This is a genomic window from Rhodopseudomonas sp. AAP120, from assembly GCF_001295845.1.
Lineage (GTDB): Bacteria > Pseudomonadota > Alphaproteobacteria > Rhizobiales > Xanthobacteraceae > Rhodopseudomonas.
In genome coordinates this window covers 71,437-93,049 of record NZ_LJIC01000124.1, presented here as the reverse complement: position 1 = coordinate 93,049, position 21,613 = coordinate 71,437, and the positions used below count along the sequence as shown (strand labels likewise).

17 protein-coding genes and 1 tRNA gene are annotated in these 21,613 nt (G+C 62.2%); 8 read left to right on the top strand and 10 right to left on the bottom strand.

Annotated elements, in window-relative coordinates; genetic code table 11:
• Nucleotides 1-15 precede the first annotated feature (15 nt).
• On the bottom strand, nt 16-2,163 hold the full coding sequence (locus IP86_RS19105; RefSeq protein WP_082364108.1) for a TonB-dependent receptor: 2,148 nt from the start codon (nt 2,161-2,163) through the stop codon (nt 16-18).
• Nucleotides 2,164-2,380: 217 nt separating this feature from the next.
• On the opposite strand from IP86_RS19105, the gene nikR reads away from it, so the two are divergent.
• The 3 genes from nikR to IP86_RS19090 all read left to right on the top strand — a co-directional run bounded on the left by nikR (nt 2,381) and on the right by IP86_RS19090 (nt 3,649).
• Nucleotides 2,381-2,800, top strand: a complete 420-nt coding sequence (gene nikR, locus IP86_RS19100) for a nickel-responsive transcriptional regulator NikR (protein ID WP_054164005.1) — start codon at nt 2,381-2,383, stop codon at nt 2,798-2,800.
• Between the two features lie 173 nt (nt 2,801-2,973).
• The gene (locus tag IP86_RS19095; protein WP_054164004.1) at nt 2,974-3,315 is read left to right on the top strand and encodes a hypothetical protein; all 342 of its coding nucleotides are present in this window, start codon (nt 2,974-2,976) and stop codon (nt 3,313-3,315) included.
• Nucleotides 3,316-3,373: 58 nt separating this feature from the next.
• Nucleotides 3,374-3,649: a PilZ domain-containing protein gene (locus tag IP86_RS19090; RefSeq protein ID WP_054164003.1), complete on the top strand. Its 276-nt coding sequence runs from the start codon at nt 3,374-3,376 to the stop codon at nt 3,647-3,649.
• 4 nt (nt 3,650-3,653) lie between these two features.
• On the opposite strand, the gene IP86_RS19085 is transcribed toward IP86_RS19090, so the two are convergent.
• The 6 genes from IP86_RS19085 to IP86_RS19060 all read right to left on the bottom strand — a co-directional run bounded on the left by IP86_RS19085 (nt 3,654) and on the right by IP86_RS19060 (nt 9,335).
• Nucleotides 3,654-3,848 carry a hypothetical protein gene (locus IP86_RS19085; protein WP_054164002.1) on the bottom strand — a complete coding sequence of 65 codons (195 nt, stop codon included), beginning with the start codon at nt 3,846-3,848 and terminating at the stop codon, nt 3,654-3,656.
• Between the two features lie 279 nt (nt 3,849-4,127).
• On the bottom strand, nt 4,128-5,003 hold the full coding sequence (gene draG, locus IP86_RS19080; RefSeq protein ID WP_054164001.1) for an ADP-ribosyl-[dinitrogen reductase] hydrolase: 876 nt from the start codon (nt 5,001-5,003) through the stop codon (nt 4,128-4,130).
• Between the two features lie 8 nt (nt 5,004-5,011).
• The gene (locus tag IP86_RS19075) at nt 5,012-5,764 is read right to left on the bottom strand and encodes an NAD(+)--dinitrogen-reductase ADP-D-ribosyltransferase (RefSeq protein ID WP_156332558.1); all 753 of its coding nucleotides are present in this window, start codon (nt 5,762-5,764) and stop codon (nt 5,012-5,014) included.
• 173 nt (nt 5,765-5,937) lie between these two features.
• Entirely contained in the window at nt 5,938-6,918 is a 981-nt protein-coding gene (locus IP86_RS19070) for an AraC family transcriptional regulator (protein WP_054163999.1), read from the bottom strand.
• A 282-nt stretch (nt 6,919-7,200) separates the two neighbouring features.
• Nucleotides 7,201-8,862 (bottom strand): NRAMP family divalent metal transporter, encoded by a 1,662-nt coding sequence (locus IP86_RS19065; RefSeq protein WP_054163998.1) that lies wholly within the window; start codon nt 8,860-8,862, stop codon nt 7,201-7,203.
• A gap of 206 nt (nt 8,863-9,068) precedes the next feature.
• On the bottom strand, nt 9,069-9,335 hold the full coding sequence (locus IP86_RS19060) for a hypothetical protein (protein ID WP_054164017.1): 267 nt from the start codon (nt 9,333-9,335) through the stop codon (nt 9,069-9,071).
• Between the two features lie 490 nt (nt 9,336-9,825).
• On the opposite strand from IP86_RS19060, the gene IP86_RS19055 reads away from it, so the two are divergent.
• The 5 genes from IP86_RS19055 to IP86_RS19035 all read left to right on the top strand — a co-directional run bounded on the left by IP86_RS19055 (nt 9,826) and on the right by IP86_RS19035 (nt 15,197).
• A tRNA-Ser gene (locus tag IP86_RS19055) sits at nt 9,826-9,915 on the top strand.
• Nucleotides 9,916-12,372: 2,457 nt separating this feature from the next.
• A complete protein-coding gene (locus IP86_RS19050; RefSeq protein ID WP_054163997.1) occupies nt 12,373-12,744 on the top strand; it encodes a hypothetical protein in 372 nt (123 codons plus the stop codon).
• A gap of 232 nt (nt 12,745-12,976) precedes the next feature.
• Nucleotides 12,977-13,549: an RNA polymerase sigma factor gene (locus tag IP86_RS19045; RefSeq protein WP_054163996.1), complete on the top strand. Its 573-nt coding sequence runs from the start codon at nt 12,977-12,979 to the stop codon at nt 13,547-13,549.
• A 6-nt stretch (nt 13,550-13,555) separates the two neighbouring features.
• The gene (locus IP86_RS19040; RefSeq protein WP_245290672.1) at nt 13,556-14,338 is read left to right on the top strand and encodes a hypothetical protein; all 783 of its coding nucleotides are present in this window, start codon (nt 13,556-13,558) and stop codon (nt 14,336-14,338) included.
• Nucleotides 14,339-14,789: 451 nt separating this feature from the next.
• Entirely contained in the window at nt 14,790-15,197 is a 408-nt protein-coding gene (locus IP86_RS19035; protein WP_054163995.1) for a DUF6634 family protein, read from the top strand.
• Nucleotides 15,198-16,117: 920 nt separating this feature from the next.
• On the opposite strand, the gene IP86_RS19025 is transcribed toward IP86_RS19035, so the two are convergent.
• From IP86_RS19025 to IP86_RS29145, 3 genes are read right to left on the bottom strand one after another with little or no spacing between them, the layout of a single operon-like run.
• A complete protein-coding gene (locus IP86_RS19025; RefSeq protein WP_054163993.1) occupies nt 16,118-16,894 on the bottom strand; it encodes an HNH endonuclease in 777 nt (258 codons plus the stop codon).
• Nucleotides 16,891-18,873 (bottom strand): chromosome segregation protein SMC, encoded by a 1,983-nt coding sequence (locus IP86_RS19020; RefSeq protein WP_054163992.1) that lies wholly within the window; start codon nt 18,871-18,873, stop codon nt 16,891-16,893. The genes IP86_RS19025 and IP86_RS19020 overlap by 4 nt, the downstream gene beginning before the upstream one ends.
• A complete protein-coding gene (locus tag IP86_RS29145) occupies nt 18,857-21,592 on the bottom strand; it encodes an Eco57I restriction-modification methylase domain-containing protein (protein WP_197279896.1) in 2,736 nt (911 codons plus the stop codon). The genes IP86_RS19020 and IP86_RS29145 overlap by 17 nt, the downstream gene beginning before the upstream one ends.
• Nucleotides 21,593-21,613: the final 21 nt, after the last annotated feature.

Below are 21,613 nucleotides of genomic sequence, written 5' to 3'. Positions count from 1 at the left end.
CAACCGCGCTGAGCGTCAGAACGCGCCGGCCAGCGTTAGCCGCACGGCCAGCGGCTCTGCCGGATGCACATGGCGATCACCGACGCCGCCGAGCGGCTCTCCGGGAAGCCGCGACAGATAGTAGTATTCGATCTGGTTAGTCTTGGCGTTGAACAGATTCAGCGCATCGAACTGCACGCGGATGCCGTTGTCGAAGCGATAGCCGAGCCGCGCGTTGAAGATCAGCGATGCCAGCGAAGTTTCGCTGCCGTCCTCGATCAGCGGTCGCGGGCCGAAGTAACGCCCCTTTACCGCGCCGAACCATCCCGTCTCGCGCCCCAGCGTCAGCCCGGCGCTTGCCACCCAGGCGGGAGCGCCGGGGATCAGATCGCCAGCCGGATCGATATTGGTGAAGCGCGCCCGCGTATAGGCGACATCGAGATCGAAGCCGAGCCAGGGCAGCGGCTTGTACTGGCTAGTCCATTCCACGCCGACGCGGCGGCTCGGCCGGCTCGGCTCGGTGGTGCCGGCATCGCCGACGAACAATAATTCGGAGTCGAAGTCGAGCACGAACACCGCCAGCGACGTCGTCAGGCCCGGGACCGAACGGTTACGAATGCCGAGTTCGGCGCCCTTCGAGCGCACCAGCAGCGGCACGCGGTCGAGTGGCGTGGTCTTGTCGTTGGGGTCGACCGTGATGGTCGCGCCGCGGATGTCGTTGCTGTGCAGCCCGGTGCCGGCGTTGGCGTAGAACTCCGTCGCCACCCACGGGCCGAGCACGATGCCGAACTTCGGGCTGGTCATCGAGGCGGAGGCATCACCCGAATTTGCCGGCGTATCGCTGATGACGCGGCCGTTGAAGTAGTCCTCGCGAACGCCTGCGGTGGTGCGCAGCCAGTCGGTCCAGCGCACCGTGGTGTCGGTCCACAGCCCGAGCGACTGCTCGGAGACGTCGTCGGCCCGCACCGTCGACAGCCAGTCGCGCTGCAGCGTCTTGTTCAGCCCGAGGCTGATGCTGTCGGCGCGGCTCTGCAGGCCGACGCGGGTCTCCACCGGCAATCCGGCGAAGCGATAATCGAACCGCTGGGTGCCGTTCAAACCGACCACGGTGCGGCGGTCGTACTGGTTGAACTGGTCTCCCTCGATCGGATTGTCGAGATAATAGGTAAAGTTGTTGAAGAGCTGCAGCGACGAGCGGATCACATAGGCATTGAGATCGGTCTGTCCGATGTCGCTGGAATGCGCAAAGCGGCCCGACAGGCTGTAGCGGCTGGCGATGCCGCCGTCGGTCGGATCGAGCGAGCCGTAGCGGCCGATCAGCCCGTCGTCGATCGCACGCTGCGCGACCTGATCGGTCGACGTCCAGCGATTGCTGTAGGCCATGCCGGTCAGCGAGAAACCATCGGTCAGCGTGCCCTGGCTGTAGCGCAGCACACCGTTCAGCTTGCGGACGTTGTCCGGCACGTCCCAGGGGCCGTTATAGGTGTTGCCTTCGAACGCCGCCAGCAACGTCCCCTCGCCGACGGCGGTCGATCCGGCCCCCAGCAGCCGCCGGTAACCGAAGCTGCCAATCGAAACTTCGGCAAGGTTTTTGGGCATCGCCCGCAGATACTCGATGCCGAGTGCGCCGGCGGAGCCGAAGTCGCCGACATCGGCGAAGTACGGCCCCTTGCGGACCGTCATCGTGCTGATCAATTCGGGGATCATGAAATTGATGTCGGCATAGCCCTGGCCGTGGCCGTGGGTGGGCATATTGACCGGCATGCCATCCACGGTGATCGCCAGGTCGGTACCGTGGTCGAGATTGAAGCCGCGCAGGAAGTACTGGTTGGCCTTGCCCTCCCCGGAGTGCTGGGTGACCACAAGCCCCGGCACCGCCTCGAGCGCTTCGCCGACGCGCGAAAACGGCACGGCGTTGATCTGCGCGCCGCTGATCACCCGCGCACTCGCCGCCTGGTTCTGCGGCGCGCTCAGCGGCACCGGGGACGAGGTGGCCCCTGCGGCCTGGGTGGCGACGGCAGTCGCGGCCGCCGTCGGCGCCGGGGCTCGACGCGCGTGGGGAGAACCAGACCGCTGGGCGGGATGCCGCGGAGCCGCACGGTGCGGCGCCGTGGGCGCATCCACCGCGATTTCGGGCAGAGTCCGCAATCGCGCCTGCTGCTGCGCCTGCGCAGCCTCGCCCATCCACGGAAAGCTGATGATCGCGCAGGCCGCCCCGCCCCGCACCAAACGCCGGAAGTCGCACAAAGACACGCAGTCACCCTCGCGCCCTGCTTCGCTGCAAGACGCGCCCGCCCCAATCTGCTATCGCGGACGGCCCCGGCAGATCGCCCGTGCCGCCAACGTGGCACGGGCAGTATGACGATGTCAATAAAACTGCATACTCACAACGAGGCTGGCGATGCATCGCGTAACCATCACTTTGGACGACGACTTGATGGAGAAGCTCGACGCCATCATCGCGGCGCGCGGCTATCAGAACCGCTCCGAAGCGATCCGCGATCTGGCGCGGATCGGCATCCAGCAGACCGCCGCACATGCGACCGACGAACACTGCGTCGGCGCGATGGTCTACACTTACGATCACTCCAAACGCGACCTGCCCCGCAAGCTCACCCAGAACTTCCACAGCCACCACGACCTGTCGCGCGCGACCATGCATGTGCACCTCGACCACGACCAATGCCTCGAGGTCACCATTCTCGACGGCAAGGCCACTGAGCTGCAGCACTTCGCGGATCACATTTTCGCGGAGCGCGGCGTCCGATATGGCCGGTTGGTGACGATCCCCACCAATCCCGACGATCACCACCACGATTGATACCGCTATCCCGAGCGGCGCGGCCGGCTTGTGGCGGCCGTGGTGGCCGCACCTCGCGTCTGCCGATGTTTCATTCGGGTAAATGGCGCCGACGGCGCAAACCCCAAGTTCTTAGCAAAGATGTAAACCGAAGGTGTTAGACCCTCCGTATTAGGTGGTGCGGGGATATTGCAATGACTGATCCTTTGAAGGGATTTTACACGGCAGAATTTAAGACAGCTCGAAAGAAAGCGCACGGCGTGGTGCTGCTGAGCGACGGCCAGATCCGAGGCGGCGACTCGAGCTTCGCCTATATCGGCTCCTACACTCAGGTCGGACTCTCCGTCTCTGGTAGTTTGCGCGGTATCCGTCACGCGCATGCCAACGATCCCGAGCGCGTCTCGATCTTCGGCATCGATCCGGTCGAGGTCACCTTCGACGGCGTCGCCAAGGACGGCTACGTCTCGATCGAAGGCGCCGCGCGGGAGACGCCGAGCCTGACGCTACGCGCCATTCTCACCCGGATCAGCGATTGAACGGCCGATGGCCGGTGGCGGGCTACGCCTCGCCGCTTCGACAAACCGCGGGCTCTTCATGACCATTCCCGAAAAGCGCAAACACCGCAGGGTCGGTTTCGATCGCGGCGTGGATGCTTGGATCATGTCGATCGACGGCACCTGGCGCCTCACCTGCAAACTGCGCGACGCCTCGGTCGAAGGCGCGAGGCTGGTGCCGTCGTCGCTCGACAAGCTCAAGGAGAAAGAGTTCTTTCTCCTGCTGTCCTCGACCGGTCTCGCTTATCGCCGGTGTGAACTGGCCTGGATCAATGGCGACGAGATCGGCGTGAAATTTCTGCGGTTGAAGCGGTAAACGCTCAGGTCGGCGGCTTGAGTTCCGCCGACGACAGCCAACCTTCCATATTGGCCGCGGTCTCCAGTTGGCGTGCGCGATCGATCAGTCGATCCCGCTCATCTTGCGGCGCAGCCTCCGCTTGATCTCGCAACGAGCACGCCTCCTCGGTCAGGCGCTGATACAAAGACTTGTGAGTGCGCGATTGGTGCTGGTGCATGGTCTCCTCCCATATCAAGCGAAATGGCGGGAGCGCTACGATGCGTCCTCATCACCGATGACTGCCGAACACGGTGCGGTGATGGCAACAGTATGGGTGGCAGGCCCGGCGATTGCGAGGTGGCAAGAGTGCGCACCACCGTGCGACAATCTGCATGACAGGCCGGAACTCAATCTGACCGCAACGCAACAACCAAGTTGCACGCGCGGACCATTGAACGGCCGCGCCTTTTGACAGTGCGCAAGGCGTGCATGCGCAGAGCTCCGACGAATGTGAACGTCACGACATCGCGAGCAGCCGTGGCACCTGTCCGCGAATTTCGGCGACGACACCGCGGTCGAGCCGTTCGAGCCAGCGCTTCGGCAGCGCGGCCAGTCCGTAGGTGGCTCCAGCCAGCATCGCCGCGAGCGCGCCGGTGGTGTCTGCATCGCCGCCCTGGTTGACAGTCGCGATCACACACTCGGCGAACGTCGCGCTGCTGAAGTAATGATGCAGCACGGTCTGCATCGTGTCGACCACATAGGCCGAGGATTGTCCACGATACGGCTCGAACCGAAAGCTGCGATGAGTATCGACGAGCGCATCCGCGATGGCGCGCGCGCGGGCGCGTCCGTCACCGGCGATCAGCACCTGCAGCATCTGCACCAGCGCCAGCGCCGCGCCATCGGACAGCGGATGATGATGCGTGATGTGTCCCTGCGCGATCGTCCACGCTTCGGCTTGCGCCGGGCGACCGAGCGTTGCCAGCGCCAGCGGCAGGACACGCATCGCCGCGCCATTGCCGGCGTCGCCTTCGAAATACGGTCCTTCCACCGTTCCTGTGGTGATGTAGCGCCGAATGCCGCGCCGGCAGGTGCTGCCGACGTCGACCGGACCGGTCTTCAGCCAGGCGGCAAACTCCTCGCACACATCGCGAACGTCGAATCCGCCGCAGCGGATCAGCGAACGGCCAAGCGCCAGCGCCATGTCGGTATCGTCGGTCACCTGCCCGGGCTTCAGCCGCAGCCACCCGCCGCCGACGATCTCCTTGTGCACGCCGTGGCGCTCCGCGATCTCCCCCGGCGTCATGAATTCGACGGTGGCACCGAGCGCGTCGCCGAGCGCGAAGCCGAGATACGCCGCCAGCGCCCTGTCTTCGATGTCGGGGCTTGTCATCGCGTCCCTCAGAAATAGCTCGCGGTGACGTGATAGGCGCCACCGATCACCAGATACTCCGCCTCGCCCTTCAGCGGATGCGCAGCCAGCAACCGGTTGAAGAACAGGATCTTCTGCACCGGCACCCGCACCGTCAGGATGGTGTCGCCGAAGCAATCGGCCACACTTCGGTCCGACGAGAACGAGGTGAGATTGTTCAGCCGGATCACCACGCGGCGGCTGTCGATCCGCTGCACGATCTGGTGCTCGTCGAAGGCGTTGACGCCGCGATAGAGCGTCACGTGCGTACTGCCCGCCGCCGCGAAATGCGCCAGCGCCCATTGGCAAAATTCGAACAGCAGATCGAGCTGCACGGTGATCGCATTGTTGTGAAAGCGGCTCGACATTTTTTCTTCGACATAGGTCGCCCAGGCGGCGCTCGCGACCCGCTCGATCGGCTGCTTGTGAAACGTCGGGAAGATGCCGAACCGGCTTTCAACCCACCCCTTGAGCACGGCGCCTTCCGGCCCGTTGCTGTCGAAGCCCCAGCCCTTGATCAGGTCGAGAAAGGACGAACGGAAGCGGCGCCGCCCCGCGCCGGCGCGCTGTTCCGGATCGATGCCGAACAGCGCATTCATGTAGCAGGAGAACGCGTCGCCGGCATCGACAAGGTCGGCGGCCTGCCCGAGCATCTCGAACAGGCTCGGGTTCATTTCGCGCACGCCGGCGATATGCAGCGGCACCGGCTGGTCGTTGAAGGCGACGTCGGTGAGATATCCCATCGGAACGCCGACGAGATTGGTTGAATGACCGATGCCCGCTGCTGCGCTCAAGGATGCCAGCCTGCCGCTCGCGCCCGCGGGCGCTTCAACGCTTCACAGGCGACATGGTTAGCGGACGCGACCTCGTCTGCCTATGCGCATCTCGGCTAGCTTCTTTGCTTGTGCCGGACGGATCAGCGGGCGCGCGCCAGCGTCTCCGACGGCAACTCGCCGTGCTTCTGCCGATAGTCGTGGGCGAAATGGCCGAGATTGCTGAAGCCACAGGCAAACGCCACCGACGTCACCGACCGCGACGGCTCGCCCTGCAGCAGCAGTTCGCGAGCCTTGTTGAGGCGGACCGATTTGGCGAAGGCCATCGGCGAGTAGCCGCGGTGCTTCTGGAACGCCTTGAACAGGCTGCGGACGCCGACGCTGGTGACGGCAGCGAGGTCGTTGATGGTGATCGCCCTGTTCCAGGACGACACGATGAACTCCTCGGCGACGCGGACGTAGTCGGGCGCGGTGTCCGGAGCATCGCGATCGAGCTGGTCGCTGAAGTTGTGGCGGGCGACGCTGAGCAGCGAAACCAGCAATGCATGCTCCAGTTCTCGCAGCATCAGCGGCGGCAGGCGCGGCTGCGCCGGATCGACGTGCCGCGCGAGGAATAGAGCAAAATCGCGTAGCGCCAGCGCGCCGCGGTCGTCGATCGGCGTGGACGGCGCAAACACCAGCTTGCCGCGCGGCTTGACGCCGAGCATCGACTCCAGCGTGGTCATCAGCGTGCCGTTGGGGCAGCGGATGATCATCTGCTCATCGCCACCGCCGAATTCGGCCGGCGACGGCATCGCCGACGAGGCGCGCCGAGGCTCATGATCGATGTCGGCGCCCGAAGCTGCCGCGCCGGCGCGCCCGTTGCTGCGCAGTGCGACCTGCAGGCGGGTAAAATCAGTCCTCGGAGACTCCCCCCCTCGCGAGCGACAGAACCCGAATGCCGTGCCTTCCAGCTCCACCACGTCGCCGACGCCCTGGAGACTTTCCGCCTCCCCGGAGAGCGCCTGCGCTGCACAGAAGTGGATCACCACGTGGCGCAGGTCGTCGGTATCCGCAGTGGACGCGGCCGGCGCCCGACTGCCCGGAAAATCGGCGTCGTTAGCGCGCTCGGAAGCATCGGACATACTTGGAGAACTCCGTCGGTTCGTCTGGATTGGCCAGATCTGCCCGGCGAACCTAGTGGTGGACCGCAGTCGCGACCGACCAATATCGGACATCCCGCGCCGCGAGAGCGGCCGCAACGCAGGATTAGCCTCTCAACCGATGCTGAAATACCACAGTTTCTGAACGACATTCCGTCGCACGGGGCCTCGCGAGACACACAGCAGCTCCCGTCCGCCGAGATCCTGACGCTATCTGTGTCCCGCGAGCCCCGATTCGCGAGCTGCTGTTGTGTGGTGCTGAGCTCACAGCCCCGATGCGACCAGCTCGACGATGCGATACAGCAGGAGCCCGGCCGCAAGTACCAGGTAGCCGCGCAGCACCAGCATCCATGTCCGGCTAAGCCCGGACAGACGCGCCGCCGGTAGAGCCTCGAGCGGCGGCATCCGCCACTCCGCCGGGTCGCCATAGCAAGCGGCCGCGGCCGTCGCCCGCTCGCGGCGCCGCGACGCCAGCTTGACGATCAGCGACAGCAGCAGCGCGCCGGCGCCACCGCTGGCCAGAATGCCGATGATCCAATCCTCGCCGATGTCCGGATAGAGCACCGACGCGGTGAGGATCACGGACAGCAGCACCAGCACCGCGACGATCGCCCCGGTGAACAGGTTGCGCGCCGGTCCGTTAGCCCACGGGCCGAGCACCGCCTTGTCGTTGCACAGCAGCAGCAGGAATACCGTCGCACTCGGCAGCAGCACGCCGGCCAGCGTCTGCACCGCATTGGTGAGCAGGCCCAGCGGCATGCCCGGCGTGACCACCAGTGCGGCCGCAAACGCGATCAGCCCGGCATAGACCGCATAGAACCCCTTCGCCTCGCTCGGCTTGCGATGCAGCGAATGCGCCACCGCGAACACGTCGCCGATCGCGTAGGCGGTGGCGAGCGACACCGCGGCAGCCCCGATGATGCTGGCATCGAGCAACGCCAGGGCGAACAGGATCGCCGGCAGCCGCCCGGCGGCCAGTTCGATGCCGCGCGCGGTGCCGAGCGCGTCGGTATAGGCGCCGAATTCCGGCCGCCCGGCGAACGCCGCGGCCGAGAAGCCGATCATCGCCACCGCGCCGATGATCACCAGCGCGATGCCCAGGCACAAGTCCCAGCGCTCGTAGCGGATGAATCGCGGGGTGATCCGCTTGTCGATCAGATAGCTCTGCTGAAAGAACAGTTGCCATGGCGCGATCGTCGTGCCGACGATGGCGATGATCAGCAGCATCACGTCGCTGAGCGGTGCGCCCGCCGGCATCTTCGGCATGAAAAAGTCGTGCGCCAGTTGCGGCAGCGGCGGATGCAGCATCACGGCGATCGGGATCAGCAGCAGGCTGCCGCCGACCAGCACCAGCGCGAAGCGCTCGAAGCGGCGGAAGTCGCCGGTCGAAACCGCCAGGGTGACGATCAGCGCGGCGGCGATCACGCCCCAGAACTGCGGCAGGCCGAGATAGCGCAGCGCCAGGCTGATGCCGATGAACTCGGTGACCAGCGTCAGAGCGTTGAGCAAGAACAGGTCGGCGACGCTGAATGCGCCCCAGAATTTGCCGAACCGCGCGAAGATCAGCCGCGCATGGCCGACGCCGGTGACGGCGCCGAGCCGCACCACCATCTCCTGATTGACGTAGAGCACCGGGATCAGCAGCAGCAGCGTCCACAGCAGCGTCGTGCCGTAGTTCTGGCCGGCCTGGGTGTAGGTGCCGAACGCGCCGGCGTCGTTGTCGCCGACCATTACGATCAGGCCGGGTCCGGCAATCGCCAGCAGCGTCTGCAGCCGCGCCTTCAGCGTGCGGCGCGGCGCGCGGTCGTCGACCGCGATGGTGCCGAACGCGCCGCGGATCTCGCCGAGATGCGCGGCGTCGAGCACGGCGCTGGGGCGGACGGCCGCACAGGCCGCCGCCGCTTCGAGGGGGATGTGCTTGGTCATGAGGCTCTCCTGATCCGGCCGCCGCGCACGGGCCGGACCGGAGAGCGGCGTCAGGCGCCCTCGCCGGTCCGGCGCGCGCGCAGCGCGACCGTGGCTGTTGCTGATTTCGGCAAGCCCGCCGCGCGCCGTACGGCGGCAGCGGGCAATCTGGGTTGATGGTCCATCGTGATGTGCTCCTGTCCGCCGGCACCGCCGGACGCTGCTGCTCAGGCCGCGCGCGAAGGCGGATGATAAGGGCGACTGCCGGCGCTGCCGGCCTCGGCGCTCCCTGCGTCATCGCTCGACGGCACGGCGGACCAGCCGCCGACCAGGCAACCGGTCGGAGACAGATGCCAGTGCAGCTCGAGCGCGGGACGCCGCGGACGGCGCACGCCGCCGCGCAGATTGTCGTTGGCCGCAATCCGGGCCTCGGCCCGGCGTGCGGCAAGACCGGTCCGTGCCGGCCACCATGCGGTTTTGATCTTGATCGACATCACTCACCTCCACGGCCGCGAGCGCGGCGGGACGGTGAGATCAGGCGGCTAGCAGCGCACCTTGCTCACGCGGCCCGACCCGGTCGCGGTCCGATGTGTTGCGGTCGCGTTCGCCCGGACCGACGCCGGGAAAAAGCGGCCAAAGCTGCTAGGGCCCATGTGCTCTTCGTTGGATGGATGAACAGCCGCACGGCAAAGCGCGCGACCGAGCGGAGCCCTACGCCCGCACCGCGAGCCAAGTCAACACAATTTCGGCGGCGCTGAGCGCTTCAGATCGCAACGGGCAACTCCGGGAAGTGCCACCGGTCGCCCCGCGCTTCTCCTCATCCCGCGGCAGATCGGCGTCGCGGATCGGCGCGGGCACAGTGCCGGCATCCGGCTCTTGCAAGCCCCTCGACCTCCGCGGTCCCGCATCCCGGACGACCTCGCCGTCTCGCGGACAGCCCCTTCCGCCCCACCGCCGCGTCTGCTAAGTGCCCATGTCCAAGTCGGAAGGGTGGCCGAGTGGTTTAAGGCACCGGTCTTGAAAACCGGCGTGCCCTCACGGGTACCGTGGGTTCGAATCCCACCCCTTCCGCCATAAACCGTTGATTGTATTTTGCAAAATCTGTTGACGGGCGAAACGCCGTTTTACAACCATACGGCGAAAGTGCCTTTCAACCTGCAACAATGCTGCAACAGGATTTTCTGTTGCACAGGGCCCCTCCGGCTCGGACTTTGCCGGAGCCGAGTAGCCGCTTCGGAATCGGAGCCTACCGGCCCCGGTAGCGACTTAGTGAACATCCAGCGATCGCACCACGCTACCGTCACGGACTCGCCGAGTTGTGAATCGGGATGAGCAACGGAGCGCCGGTTATCCCGACATTGTCGCCTTCCACTCCTAGAGGACTTCGGGAAGCGGCGGCCGCCTCGATCAGGGTTTCGACCGGCCTCGTCGCGACCGCCATCGAACTTAAGGCGGGCCGTTAACGGGGCTCGACGCCGTCCACCATCCGCGGCGCGCCCCTTTGGCAATGCTAGAGCGCCCTCACCCTGGTCAGCGCCGGAGGAGTTCATGCTTCGCTCGACCGGCACCTCTTCGCAGATCCCCGAACAAAATACTGATCCACGGCGCGGGATTGGAGACGGCCTCGAACGACACCGGTAATCCCGACATTCCTTGCGGGACATTCCGCTACACCAGCCAACCTCCGTCGAGACAACGCTCTTGGAATAAGAAGCTTCAGACGTAGGGCTGCGCCCGCGACGCCAGCCCCCACCGACGGGCCATCCGACCGGATGTTCGAGCACATCTATCCAGCGACAAAACGGAAACGGCTTCGCTGGACGTTCTCCTTGTCCCCAGTACTGATCGGACGGGAAGGACACACGACACCGCGAGCACGTTCTCTGGCGAAGTCGCGCTCGAGAGCACGACTCCTTAACCTTCGGGCGCTCCAAGCGCCCCATCACCGGCAAACCGGCAATCCGTGCAAGTCAACTCGCAACCGCCCCGACAATCCTCTGCGGGACGCACAGCCTAACGTCGATATCAACGAATAAATCACGTCCCGCTGACCGCACTGCGCAGACAACTCCAAAACAGCTGCGCATTTCCGATTCAAACTCCGCGACAGACGATTCAACTTTCGAACTTTTCGTTGCAGAACTCCATGAAAGCGATTCGGATCTCGAGGTTTGTGTTTCGAACTTCGAAAACGGCGTTGCGTAAACAAACGATGCGAGATCCAAATAACTAATTACGCGCCCCTCCGCATCGCCAATCTGCAACGACTGCAACTCGTCGTTCTCACGCTGGGCAGTCTTTGGCTGTTTTGGACCGAACGACGTCAATCATTTGCATTGAACGTCTTAGCGCTCGCCCGCAACCGCATAACAGTTGCGAAAAGCCGATTCAGTACTCGAGATTTCCGTTTGCATCTTGATGAAAGGCGATTCACACTTCTACAATTGTGATTCAAGAATCTTCACTAGCGTTGCAAACCTCAACGTCGTTAACCGGTGCCACGCTCGACAGGTTTCCGCCTTCCCCCTCAGAACATTGATAGCGCTCAGGAAGCGGCGCCGCGGGTCATTAAAGTTCAACCGGCCTCTGCGGTCGGAGCCGCCATGACGCTAACCGTGAGCTATTCGCGCTGCTTGGTGCCGCCTCTTGGAGCCGACAGACAAATTCCGAACTTCACCGACGTCGTGGAGTATAAAAGCCCGTCAAGCGCTCGCTCACGACGTCCAAGACACCGTCATTTTCGCCACTTACTCCGACGGCTTGAAAGTCAACTTTGCCGAGACAACGCCGAAATACCTCGCGCTTCGCCTCCACCGGCACCAACGCATCGCCCCGCCTTTCAATCAAAGAGTATGCGAAGGACGTCGACAAGAGTTACTCACAAAGTGTTTTCGGTTGTCCGCAACGCAACAACACTTGGGATAATTCGATTCAGATCTCCAGATTTACGTTTCACTCTTCACGAAAGGCGATTCGAACTTCGACAATTCCGATTCAAAACGTCACAGTTAGCGTTGCAACCCTCGACGCCGTTGACCGATCGCTAAGTTTCAAGAGCTTCCAAGGACCATACGGATGGAGGACCGGCATGGCGGTCGGGCCGATCGCCTCACTCCCATCAACTTGCGTCGTCGGCAATCTGGAAGACGTTGCGAGTGCGTCGCTTACGGTTACGGGCAACGCGGATGCAGTTGCGCATCTTTGATTCCAAGCCCTGCATTTCTGATTCGATTCTCAATATTTTCGATTCAAATCGGCGTAGCTAGACGGTAACAACCTTGGAAGATCCGCGCGCGAGGTGCCTTACGGAAGGCTTCCTCCGCTTCTCCCATGCTCGCCATCCTGTCAGCAGCGAACGTCGCCGCTCGATATGGCGCTATCGCTTTCAAACAGTGATCATCTTCGGTGGAAACGGATCACGTCACCGGCGAGATTTGTCGCTTGCAACGCGCTGCGTCAGACTGGAAAGGCTGGAAGTGCGTCTCGCGACGGGGGCATGATCACCGGCACCGTAAATCGTGAGGAGTTGAGATGATGAAATCGACCAGAACGCGCCGCATCAATCAGGTAGACTACCAGCGTGCATACCGCGAGCAGCAGAAGACGCTTCGGAAACCGTCCCGAGACGATGTCGCGCGTCTAGCGCTTTACTTCATGATCCGTGAAGGGCTCGAAGATGGCCAGGAGCGCAACCTCGCCGATTGGTGCGAAACTATGACGAACGGCTTGGTGAAGCAGGGTTTCGATCGGGATGCGACGATGCATCGGCTCCATCAGCTCATCGATCGCTACGCCGATGGCTGGGACTTCCAGCTAAAACCACACTTGACGCCGCACACCGTCGGCCAACTTCAATCAGCTCGTATTCTCCCCGTTACTTCGACTAACGCCGTTGACGTCTGAATCGCTCCCTTCGTGTGCTGTATAGGGAATGTAGCACCGTTCTTCGTCACGCTTTTCACGTGGCTCCAGTCAGTGCGCCCGTGATGCCTCACAGCACCGGTCGAGCTTTCCCGCCGGCACAAGGATTGTTGACCAGAACAGGCGAACAGAGCTTCGGTTCGCGAATAGGAAAAAGATCCTTGACATGAATGAGGATCCTGCCAGGCTGCCCTCGTCACGAGAGGAGCAATCGATGTCCGACAAGCCTGCCGACGCCCTAACGAACCGCATCATCGCGCTGAGACCGGTCCTGCTGCGGCACGCTACGTTTCTGATCGGCGCGCGGACTGACATTGGATCGCCGGAGGATCTTGTGCAGGATACGCTGCTCATTTCCTTTCAGCACGCCCACCGCTTCGAAGAGGGAAGCCTCTCGGGTTGGCTGACTGCGATCCTGCACAATTGCATTCGCAATGCCAGGCGGCGAGCCAATCGTCGGGATCTGGTGCTCTCGCCTCTCGGCACAACTAGCAGCGACGACGCCGAGATGATCGACGTTCCCGTCGATGCCTCGCAGGAGACGACGCTCGAGCTTGATGATGTGATGTCTGCGCTGCGAGCTCTGTCCGCGACGGATCGGGAAGTCATTTGGCTGGTGCGGGTCGAGGGACTGCCGCAGGCGGAAGTCGCAGCCCGGCTCGGCGTGCAGACTGGCACGGTGCACTCGCGGCTTTGGCGTGCGACAACGAATCTTCGCGCGGCGTATGGCGAAGCGCAGCCGGCAGCGACGATGCACCCAAACAATCTTCGTCGTCATGCCGCGTGAGCATGCATGATGGCGCTGCGAATTTATCTCCTTGCCGGCGTCAATGGCGGCTCTGGCCGCAGCTTGACGGCGGCGCTGCTGGCCTATGGGCTGCATCTTCAGGGTCGCCGCACGTTGCTGGTGCGGCAGACATATGCTGGCTCCGTCGCGGCGATTGATCCCGTCGGGGCAACGCTGCCGGTGCCCTGCTCGTCGTTGATGCTACAGCCCCCGTTTGAACTCACCGCCGGCGTGTCTATCAGGCTCGCGGCGGCGATCAATCAGGCCGACGCGCGGTTCATAATCGCTGTCAAACATCTTGCAATTGCGGAGGTCGGCGCAGATGGCGACGTCGTCGTCGATCTGTGCTGTCACGACCGTGCCTGCAATCGGGCGACCATGCGCGGCGCGGCAGTGATCATCGTTCCAGTTCGAACGTCGGTGCTCGAGATCGATTGGGCGTTCCGTGGTTTCAGTCATTTTCGGGAAACGCAGCGTAAACGAAGTACTCCGGTCCCAACGTTGTTGGCGGCCATTGCGCCGGACAGGGAGCGAGATCCCCGAAGGGCGTTGCTGGATGCCATGCTGCGCGAAAGCGATCCCGAGCGCGAGTTGATGCCAGCCGAGCCGGCAGACCTCATCGAGGAGGTGCCGTTTCTCGACGCTGCCGCGCTGACTGCGCTGCTGTTCGAACGTTCCATCTGGCAGGATCCTCAACTGATGGAACGCTGCCGCGCTTTTGCAGCGGCAGTGGCGGTTCACGCCGATGCGCACGTGACAAGGGTGACGGGAGATGCAAATGACCTCTGACCGTCGCGCCGCCTCCCTCGGTCACTGTCGGCCTGTCACCGAAACGGCGGTGAGACCTTGCTGCGTGGGCCTGAGCCGATGCCCTCGTGTGCAGGGAGGAGAAGGTTGCATTGGTCCATTCCAGCTCCGCAACCCGGGACGCCGAGCCGAAATCGCCCACGCCGGGGCTGAACCTGCTTCACCTTTCGAAAGACTGGAAAGAGGGAGAGCCGGCTCTGCCGCCCGGCGAACGGCGCATGACCGGCTCAGGGATACGTTCGCCGAGCGACTATCATCAGTCAGCGCGTCCACGGCGCGCCCCGGCCGGTCTCCCATCGAGTCGGCAAGTGCTGCCTCATCAATAAGGTCTCGCGCGGATCACCGGCGGTAGACAAGCCGATTTACGGTGCCCCTCTGCCTGCGTGCAACAGCGCCCTGCCCCACTTTTCCTCAAGTTGAACGAGCCCCTAAAATGCTCACCCGCAGCTTCCCGTTTCTTGACCCCAGCACGATTACCGCGGAGTTCTCTGAGCGGTTGACTTCGTTGGCCAGGGACTGTGCCCTGCTGGAGCATGACATCTCGTTCGTGGAAGCCAGATTGCGGACGGCACCGACACTGGACCTCTACGTCCCCATGCTGACGCCACTCGGCCTCCGTCTCGTCGGCCAGGTGACCGACCATCCGCAGCTCGGATCGCGCTGGATCGTCACCTCGCAGCTGTGGTTTGCAGATCCGGGAGGACGGTGGGCTCGCACTCTGTCGCGATTCTATAATTTGGCACGCCCCGCCGATCCCGGTGGCCGGGCCCCCGTGACGAGATCATCCCTGTCTACGTTCGACGACAGCGACCTGGATAAATGGCCAGGAAGCTACAATTAATCGGCGACGGCGAGGACGGTGACGTTCCAAGGTCTCTCGATGCCGCTAAGCCGGACGCTATCGTGGACGGCGCTGCAGGTAGCGACCATAGCGGCGTGCATGGACTGCCACGCCTGCTGCGCTATGCATTGCTCGCGAAGGAGGACGTAGACGACACCCCGCGAACCGCCTGATCGCGGAGTCGACGAGCTTTCGCCGAACCTGCCCCGGAACGCCAACTGGGCGGCTGCGGCACTTCCGAGACCGGTGTTGCCGTACAGCTGATCTCGATCGGCTGACGGTCATCAGTGACCTGTCGGCATTGCAGAGCCTGAGCGACTGTGTCCGGCTGTTGACCTTGACGTTGCCGTGCGCCCCCTAGGTTTTGGGACGTATCGGCGCGTGTCCCGGGCAATGATCCTTGGCTTCAGCCAGATCGAAGCAAGCCTCGACGACGACCGCTGCACAGAGCTTGAGCGAATTGTTTTCGCGGCGTTACCGGCAGCAATCGGTGCAAACGACACCGCGTCCTCGCGACGGCGGCGGCCAAGGCAATCGAGTTAAACGACAGGGCCGGCTGCGCCGGCGGCGCCACGAAATGCGGCGAGACCGGGCTTGGTACGTGGCCGTGCTTCGTATGCTTGGTCAAACCAATGAGCTTGGTCGACGTCCCCAGTCTGGCTGTCGACACGGGCCCGCTCATCCCTTCAACTCCGCAGCCTGCGCGGCCAGGTCGACGAGCTCCGTCGCGGGACTCATCAGGGCCATCGCTTCGGATTTGCGCAGCGCGAGGCCTAGCAGCTCGCGTGACCTGGTCACGCCCACAAAGACGTCTGTCGCGGCGGTGACGACACAGTTCGGCGGCGGCTACAGCGCCGTCACGAGACCTTAGAAGTCCAACACCACCCTCCCCAATGCAGGGTTCGCAGCGCCTACCGCCGTCAATTCCGGATCCAAACGTGGTTGCGATGATGGGCCAAGTAGGGCCGATGCTCATCGCGCAACGACAGCCTCGGCGCTTTATCTAAGGACAGGGCTTCGAGCGCAGAATTTTCCAAACGAGGAGAAGTCAAAACCCCTCCATCGTCGTCGAATGTCACCAGCCCGGCATCGAATGAAGCGTCCCACAGAGCGGACAGCAGAAGTCCGTTATGCACGTCGAGTCGCTGCGCGTCGGTCGTGCAATCGGACCATGGGATCATGTGCGAGGCCCTCAGCAGCGCAGGACTCGAAATTCCACTCAACGGGCAGGTTCCGTTCCAGTATTCGATCAGGGCATCGCGAAAGATGTTCTGTCCGATCCTGAATTTTTGTGCGCGTTCGCCTTCCGTCTCGCCGATCCCCGCGACGGCCCTTTCGTATTTCTCAAGGGGAAAGTTGGGCAGGCTAACTGACAGGCGGTACACCGCTTGGACCCCGGCATGCAGCTCATCACGCGTGGCAAACATGAAGGCCCCTACATGACCTTTCGCCCAGGGCGTTGCAGGTTGTGCGTCCAACGCTCGCACCACTCCGGGCAACATCAAGGACAGAAAGAACGGACCGGAGGCGCTCGCGGCGGCCAGTCCGATCTCTCCCGGCGCAATGGCTGATCGGAAAAAGATCCATCCACCGGCCTCTTCAGGACCAATGCGGTAGCCATGCTCGTTCGCGGCGTCGCGCAGCTCAGAGAGAAGGACAAATGGATAAGCTGCAAGACGGCCCTCGGTGCTGGTCATAAATCGACCCCGAGCAAGCGCTCCGCCGGCGGGTCGCCATGCAATTTTAGCTGCAGGTACGGACGTTCCCTGAACTCGGTTGGAGGCGCCGTTGTTGTCGTTACGATGTACTGAAACAGTGGCTTTCCGCCGAGGCGTTCCAAATCCTGAACGATATCGAAAAGCCGTCCATAAATTGACAAGCCAAGGTCGGCCTCACGTGGGCTGTCGTGAAGCAGAAATGACGGCACTCGCGTCGCACCTTCGATACTCACGCACATCGCAGCGAGGTCGAAAGCCAGCACCTTGAGAGAATCGATGGCGGCTGTCCTGCGGTCGCCCCCCATGTCTACCGACAGATCAAGCCCATTCCCGCTAAGGGTGATCCGCCCCTTTGCGTCGTGGCCGACCAACCGTCGGACGATCGGGTCGAACTTCTCGCTCATGCGTCCAAAAACGCCAGCCTGTTTTTCGCGAAACGCGCCTAACCGGTCTCTCTCGGTCTCTAGTTTTGTACCCAATTCGCGCAGACGCTTGATACCCGCCTCCTGCGTCTCGAAGAGTTCGGCAAGGCGCTCAACATCATCCTGGAGCCTGCGGGCGCCGTACCAAGTGGACTCTCGGGCGTCGCGGGCTTTCTCTATGTTCGTGACGTGATCGACGGATCGATCAAAGCGCTGCTTGGCCAGAGCAATCTGGGGCAAGAGCTGCGTCTGTTCTTGCCGCAGATCCTCAACTCGCTTCGCTTGGGCGTCGTGATCCGCCTGTCGCTGATTCCAACGCTGCCGGCAGGCGTCGGCATCAGGAATTTTGTGCGAGAGCTTGCAGCCTTCCGCCAAGGCTCGGTCGATGGGGACTTCGCATATCGGGCAGATCGGGCTTTCAGCCTCGACTTTCGAATAGGAAAGTCCGGGCAATTCCCCGCGTATCATCGCCAAAGTTCGTTCTTCAGCGGGAATTAGTGCTCCGATCCGGATACGTTCGCCTTCGAGGCGCGCCCATTCATTTCTCGCGGCCTCTCGTTGCTCGCGTGCTGCGGCGAGTTCAGCGTCGTCGCCAGTCGGAACCTTACTTGCTGATGCCAAACGGGCGCTGGCGGACCTGCGCATTACGTCAATCAGCAATGGCATCTCTGGAAGCGACTGACCTTCAAGGTCGAGACCCGTAACGAGCCGCGCTTGCGTGCGTTCGATTTCCCACCGGCGATGGCCAATCTCTTGATCCAGGACTCGGCGCACCTCGCTGAGCCTATTCACTTCACCACGCGTGGCTTGTTCCTCAGGCGTGATCGCCATCAGAAACGAACGGAGCGCTTCGAGCCTTGGTCCCTTCTCCTGTCCGCTCGCGGGCATCGGTGAATCGGAGTCGGAGGTCGGCGATCGCCAGTCAAGGGCATCGTCAAATCGACACTCTTGGTCCCGCGAGAGCCAGGCGAGCGCGATCGGCCAAATGTACCCGTTGGCTTGCGGGCGAACCAAATCGGCAAGCGCCTTGGTAATGATCTGTTGATCGACCGCATCGACGAACGGCTCCATTCCCGTTGAAGCGCCCTCACCAGCGGCGATCTCGTCGAGATTTCCGCCCGGGACAGCCATGTGTCTCCGACGCACGCCGAGTGGGCGAACGATCGCCCAGCAGATTCCGTCCAGTATGACCTCGGCACCCACGATGCCATTCAGGAATGCCGTGCCGATCCGATCGCGCTGAGATTCCGTGGCGAAACGATCTTCGCCAAGACAGTAGCGGATGAGCCGGCAGAAAAGCGTCTTGCCGCTACCGTGCCCAACAGCGTTTGTTTGACCTACCGAGGCGGCATCGTCTGCTCCGTCGGGTGACCAGACGATGTTCAGGCCGGGGCGAAGCTCGATGTCCCGCACTTTCTCGCCACCGGGCTCTTTCCATATTACAAGTCGTCGAACCCAAAGCCGCGGCCCTTCCAACCCTTCAGCGGGCGTTACCGTCAGAAGCAGCGGGTCGAGTAGGTCAGGCTGCTGCGGCATTAATCACCCACTGCTGTATGTCAGCGGGCAGCGAATCCACCGCCGCATCTAGGTTGATGTTCTCCAGCGCTCCGAACACAAAGCCTGCGCGACCGTCTGGCCATCCAGAAGTGTCGATAGTGTCCAAGCCGGGGCCAGGCGCCCATGTCCCACGTTCGAGATCCTCCATCAGCCGCCCGTTGCCACGGTGGTTCCGCAGAGCGGCGCCCCACGCTGTGTTGTTCCGCGAGACGAATGTCGTGACATTGCCAGCGAGAGGATCGGCCTCTGCCCCCACCAGGCGCCTCCATTCTGCCGCTTTAGCGGCCGGTAGCAACAGAACGAGTAACCGTGGCTCCATGACGAAGGCAGCCGCTAAACGAACATCGTGGAAAGGTTTCGCTCCGACCATCGCCTTGAGAACGGCGGCCAATATAGCACCGACATCGCCGACCTGAGACGGCTCCGGCCGAGCCCAAGCTCCGTCAGCCGGCAAGGCCTCAGCGACCAGGCCTGTATGGCAACAACTTGGATCGGCAGGGACAGGCGTCAGCCTGGTTTGATACGGTCTTCCAGCCGATATGGCCGCTTCCATTTCGTCGTAAATCTCAAGCACCGTCCTCTCGGTGCGCCGATCTCCTCCAAACCGGTTTTCTTCCCTGCGATTTAAGACGGAGAACGCCTCCAACATATACTTTGCCGCTTCGCGTGGACTCGCAAAGGATTGATCCCCACCTCTTCCCCAATCATTCGACGTACCGAGAATCAAATGAAAGAACGCAGCGTCGATCTCACAACGGAGCCAAAAACGTCGGCTTTCATCCCACTTATATGGTGGCGTATCCCGCCCGACCTCTTTCGCAAACTTCGCCAAATCCCATGAAACATATACAAGTTCTATCGCACGATCTTCGAACCAACGCGCATCTTGCAAAACGTCGTCCGCAAATCCTTGAATCTTCGCTTTGGATGGCAACGGCAAGGTCGCCAATATGCCTTGGGTGAGATGGTTGCTTGACACCTTCAGCTTAGCAAAAAAGTCGACCACTAATGATGATAGCGCTACAACCAATAGGGCGGCATCTTTGGCGGACGACGACCTAAGGTAAATCGATGGTAAGCTTCTGGTTAGACCGCACAGGGGAACGATGCTTGCTATTGTCGTCCGTTCGTTGGTTGCACTGGTGACATCACAAAAGACCAACTCCCAATCGCCTTGGCGTTTGCCAAACCGCCGCTGTCTCACAGCTTCTTCACGAAGCCAGAATTGCGGAACAGCAAAGCGGTTAGGGGAAGCCTTTTCCTCACCCGGTATCAGTCGTTCTTGCGCCTGCCGCGCAGCATTGGCTGGGTTGATATAGATGTCGGCTTGGCGATGGTCGAGAATCCCGACCATCTTACCCTCGTAGACCGGTACGAGCACCTCTCCGGTCGAAGTCACGACGCGGTTGTCTGACGTGTGCTGGGTGCCCGGTAGCGCACGGATGTCTACAGGTGCGAAGGCATCGTCCGACGAAGAGAACATCAACCGAGGCGTATACGTCCAATCTTCGTGATCACTAAGCCGTCCGTGCCGATTGCTGGTTAGCACCAGCAGGTCGAGATCGGTCTGCCGACGAAACTGCGGCAAAGCAAGATCGTCTGGACTGAAATTGACAAGATCATCTAGCGCAAGAGCAATCACCCGCCCATCTTCCTGCAGCTCAGAAACATCCGTTAGCCAACAGGCGGTGACGAATTTATCCTCAACTCGCCGTCTCAATGAAATGAGTGTGAATTTGACTCGAGAGTCGATGCCCGGGAAAAGACGGCCGCTGTTCTCGAAATCGTATACCGCCGACACGTATCGATTTTTCACGAGGCTATGCCAAAGGGGTCTCTCGTAGGCATTGGTCGTGAGCCCGCTCGGGATAACCATCCCAAGTCGCCCCGCTTTCGTCACGGCGAAGAAGCTATTTTCGAGAAACAGCTTATAGTAGCTGAGGCGCCCATTTGCTCCGTTTGGGAAACGAGTTGAGCCTGTAAAAAACGAGCGGCTAGCTGCGTAACTGCGGGTGTATTGAAGCCATTCGTAATGGGCCCGAGGATCGCTTTCCGCCAGGGCCGCGATCATCTGCCGCCGCTTTTGTGCCGAAGTCTCCGCAGCGATCGCCGGAACGCGAACGACAAAGAATTCTCGGTCATCGACTTCCGGCATTTCCCAAGGTGGATTGCCGATGACTACGTCAAAGCCGCCCCGGCTCATGATATCCGCGAACGCAACGGGCCAATGAAAGAAACGATTCTGTCCGGCAATGTCTATTGTAGAAGCTGCGAGTGGTTCAAAAGGCGAACGCCCACGCAATAGCTCCCAAATGGTGCCCGATGTGGCGACCATCTCTGCGCCACGCCTTGGTAGCCCATCTAACCCAGCATGCTGCTCTTGCTGAGTTTTTGGAACGAAAAAGGCCGACGTCCATAGATCGCATGCGAGCTCGACCGTCCAAGCAGCGGCTCCGTGCGTCATAAGCGCCTCGAAGCGCGACCGCTTCTCACCAATTTGGTCGACCGTTTCTTCAGGCATAGCTGCTAGTGCCGAAAGGTCGCGCGCGAGGTCCTTTTGACGATTAAATTCGAAGCCACTCGCAATCTGATCGCGTTCAGACAACTCGCGGCGGTTCTTTCCCTTGTAATAATTTACAATCTCGCGGTCATCTCCGTTTAAAGGCTTGTACGCATCCTCGGGGATACCCTCCCTCAAAACGGAGAGATCGAAGACACC

Coding starts and splice junctions, on each gene's coding strand:
- IP86_RS19105 (WP_082364108.1), bottom strand. CDS start 2,163: ATGGGCGAGGCTGCGCAGGCGCAGCAGCAGGCGCGATTGCGGACTCTG.
- nikR (WP_054164005.1), top strand. CDS start 2,381: ATGCATCGCGTAACCATCACTTTGGACGACGACTTGATGGAGAAGCTC.
- IP86_RS19095 (WP_054164004.1), top strand. CDS start 2,974: ATGACTGATCCTTTGAAGGGATTTTACACGGCAGAATTTAAGACAGCT.
- IP86_RS19090 (WP_054164003.1), top strand. CDS start 3,374: ATGACCATTCCCGAAAAGCGCAAACACCGCAGGGTCGGTTTCGATCGC.
- IP86_RS19085 (WP_054164002.1), bottom strand. CDS start 3,848: ATGCACCAGCACCAATCGCGCACTCACAAGTCTTTGTATCAGCGCCTG.
- draG (WP_054164001.1), bottom strand. CDS start 5,003: ATGACAAGCCCCGACATCGAAGACAGGGCGCTGGCGGCGTATCTCGGC.
- IP86_RS19075 (WP_156332558.1), bottom strand. CDS start 5,764: ATGGGATATCTCACCGACGTCGCCTTCAACGACCAGCCGGTGCCGCTG.
- IP86_RS19070 (WP_054163999.1), bottom strand. CDS start 6,918: ATGTCCGATGCTTCCGAGCGCGCTAACGACGCCGATTTTCCGGGCAGT.
- IP86_RS19065 (WP_054163998.1), bottom strand. CDS start 8,862: ATGACCAAGCACATCCCCCTCGAAGCGGCGGCGGCCTGTGCGGCCGTC.
- IP86_RS19060 (WP_054164017.1), bottom strand. CDS start 9,335: ATGTCGATCAAGATCAAAACCGCATGGTGGCCGGCACGGACCGGTCTT.
- IP86_RS19050 (WP_054163997.1), top strand. CDS start 12,373: ATGATGAAATCGACCAGAACGCGCCGCATCAATCAGGTAGACTACCAG.
- IP86_RS19045 (WP_054163996.1), top strand. CDS start 12,977: ATGTCCGACAAGCCTGCCGACGCCCTAACGAACCGCATCATCGCGCTG.
- IP86_RS19040 (WP_245290672.1), top strand. CDS start 13,556: ATGATGGCGCTGCGAATTTATCTCCTTGCCGGCGTCAATGGCGGCTCT.
- IP86_RS19035 (WP_054163995.1), top strand. CDS start 14,790: ATGCTCACCCGCAGCTTCCCGTTTCTTGACCCCAGCACGATTACCGCG.
- IP86_RS19025 (WP_054163993.1), bottom strand. CDS start 16,894: ATGACCAGCACCGAGGGCCGTCTTGCAGCTTATCCATTTGTCCTTCTC.
- IP86_RS19020 (WP_054163992.1), bottom strand. CDS start 18,873: ATGCCGCAGCAGCCTGACCTACTCGACCCGCTGCTTCTGACGGTAACG.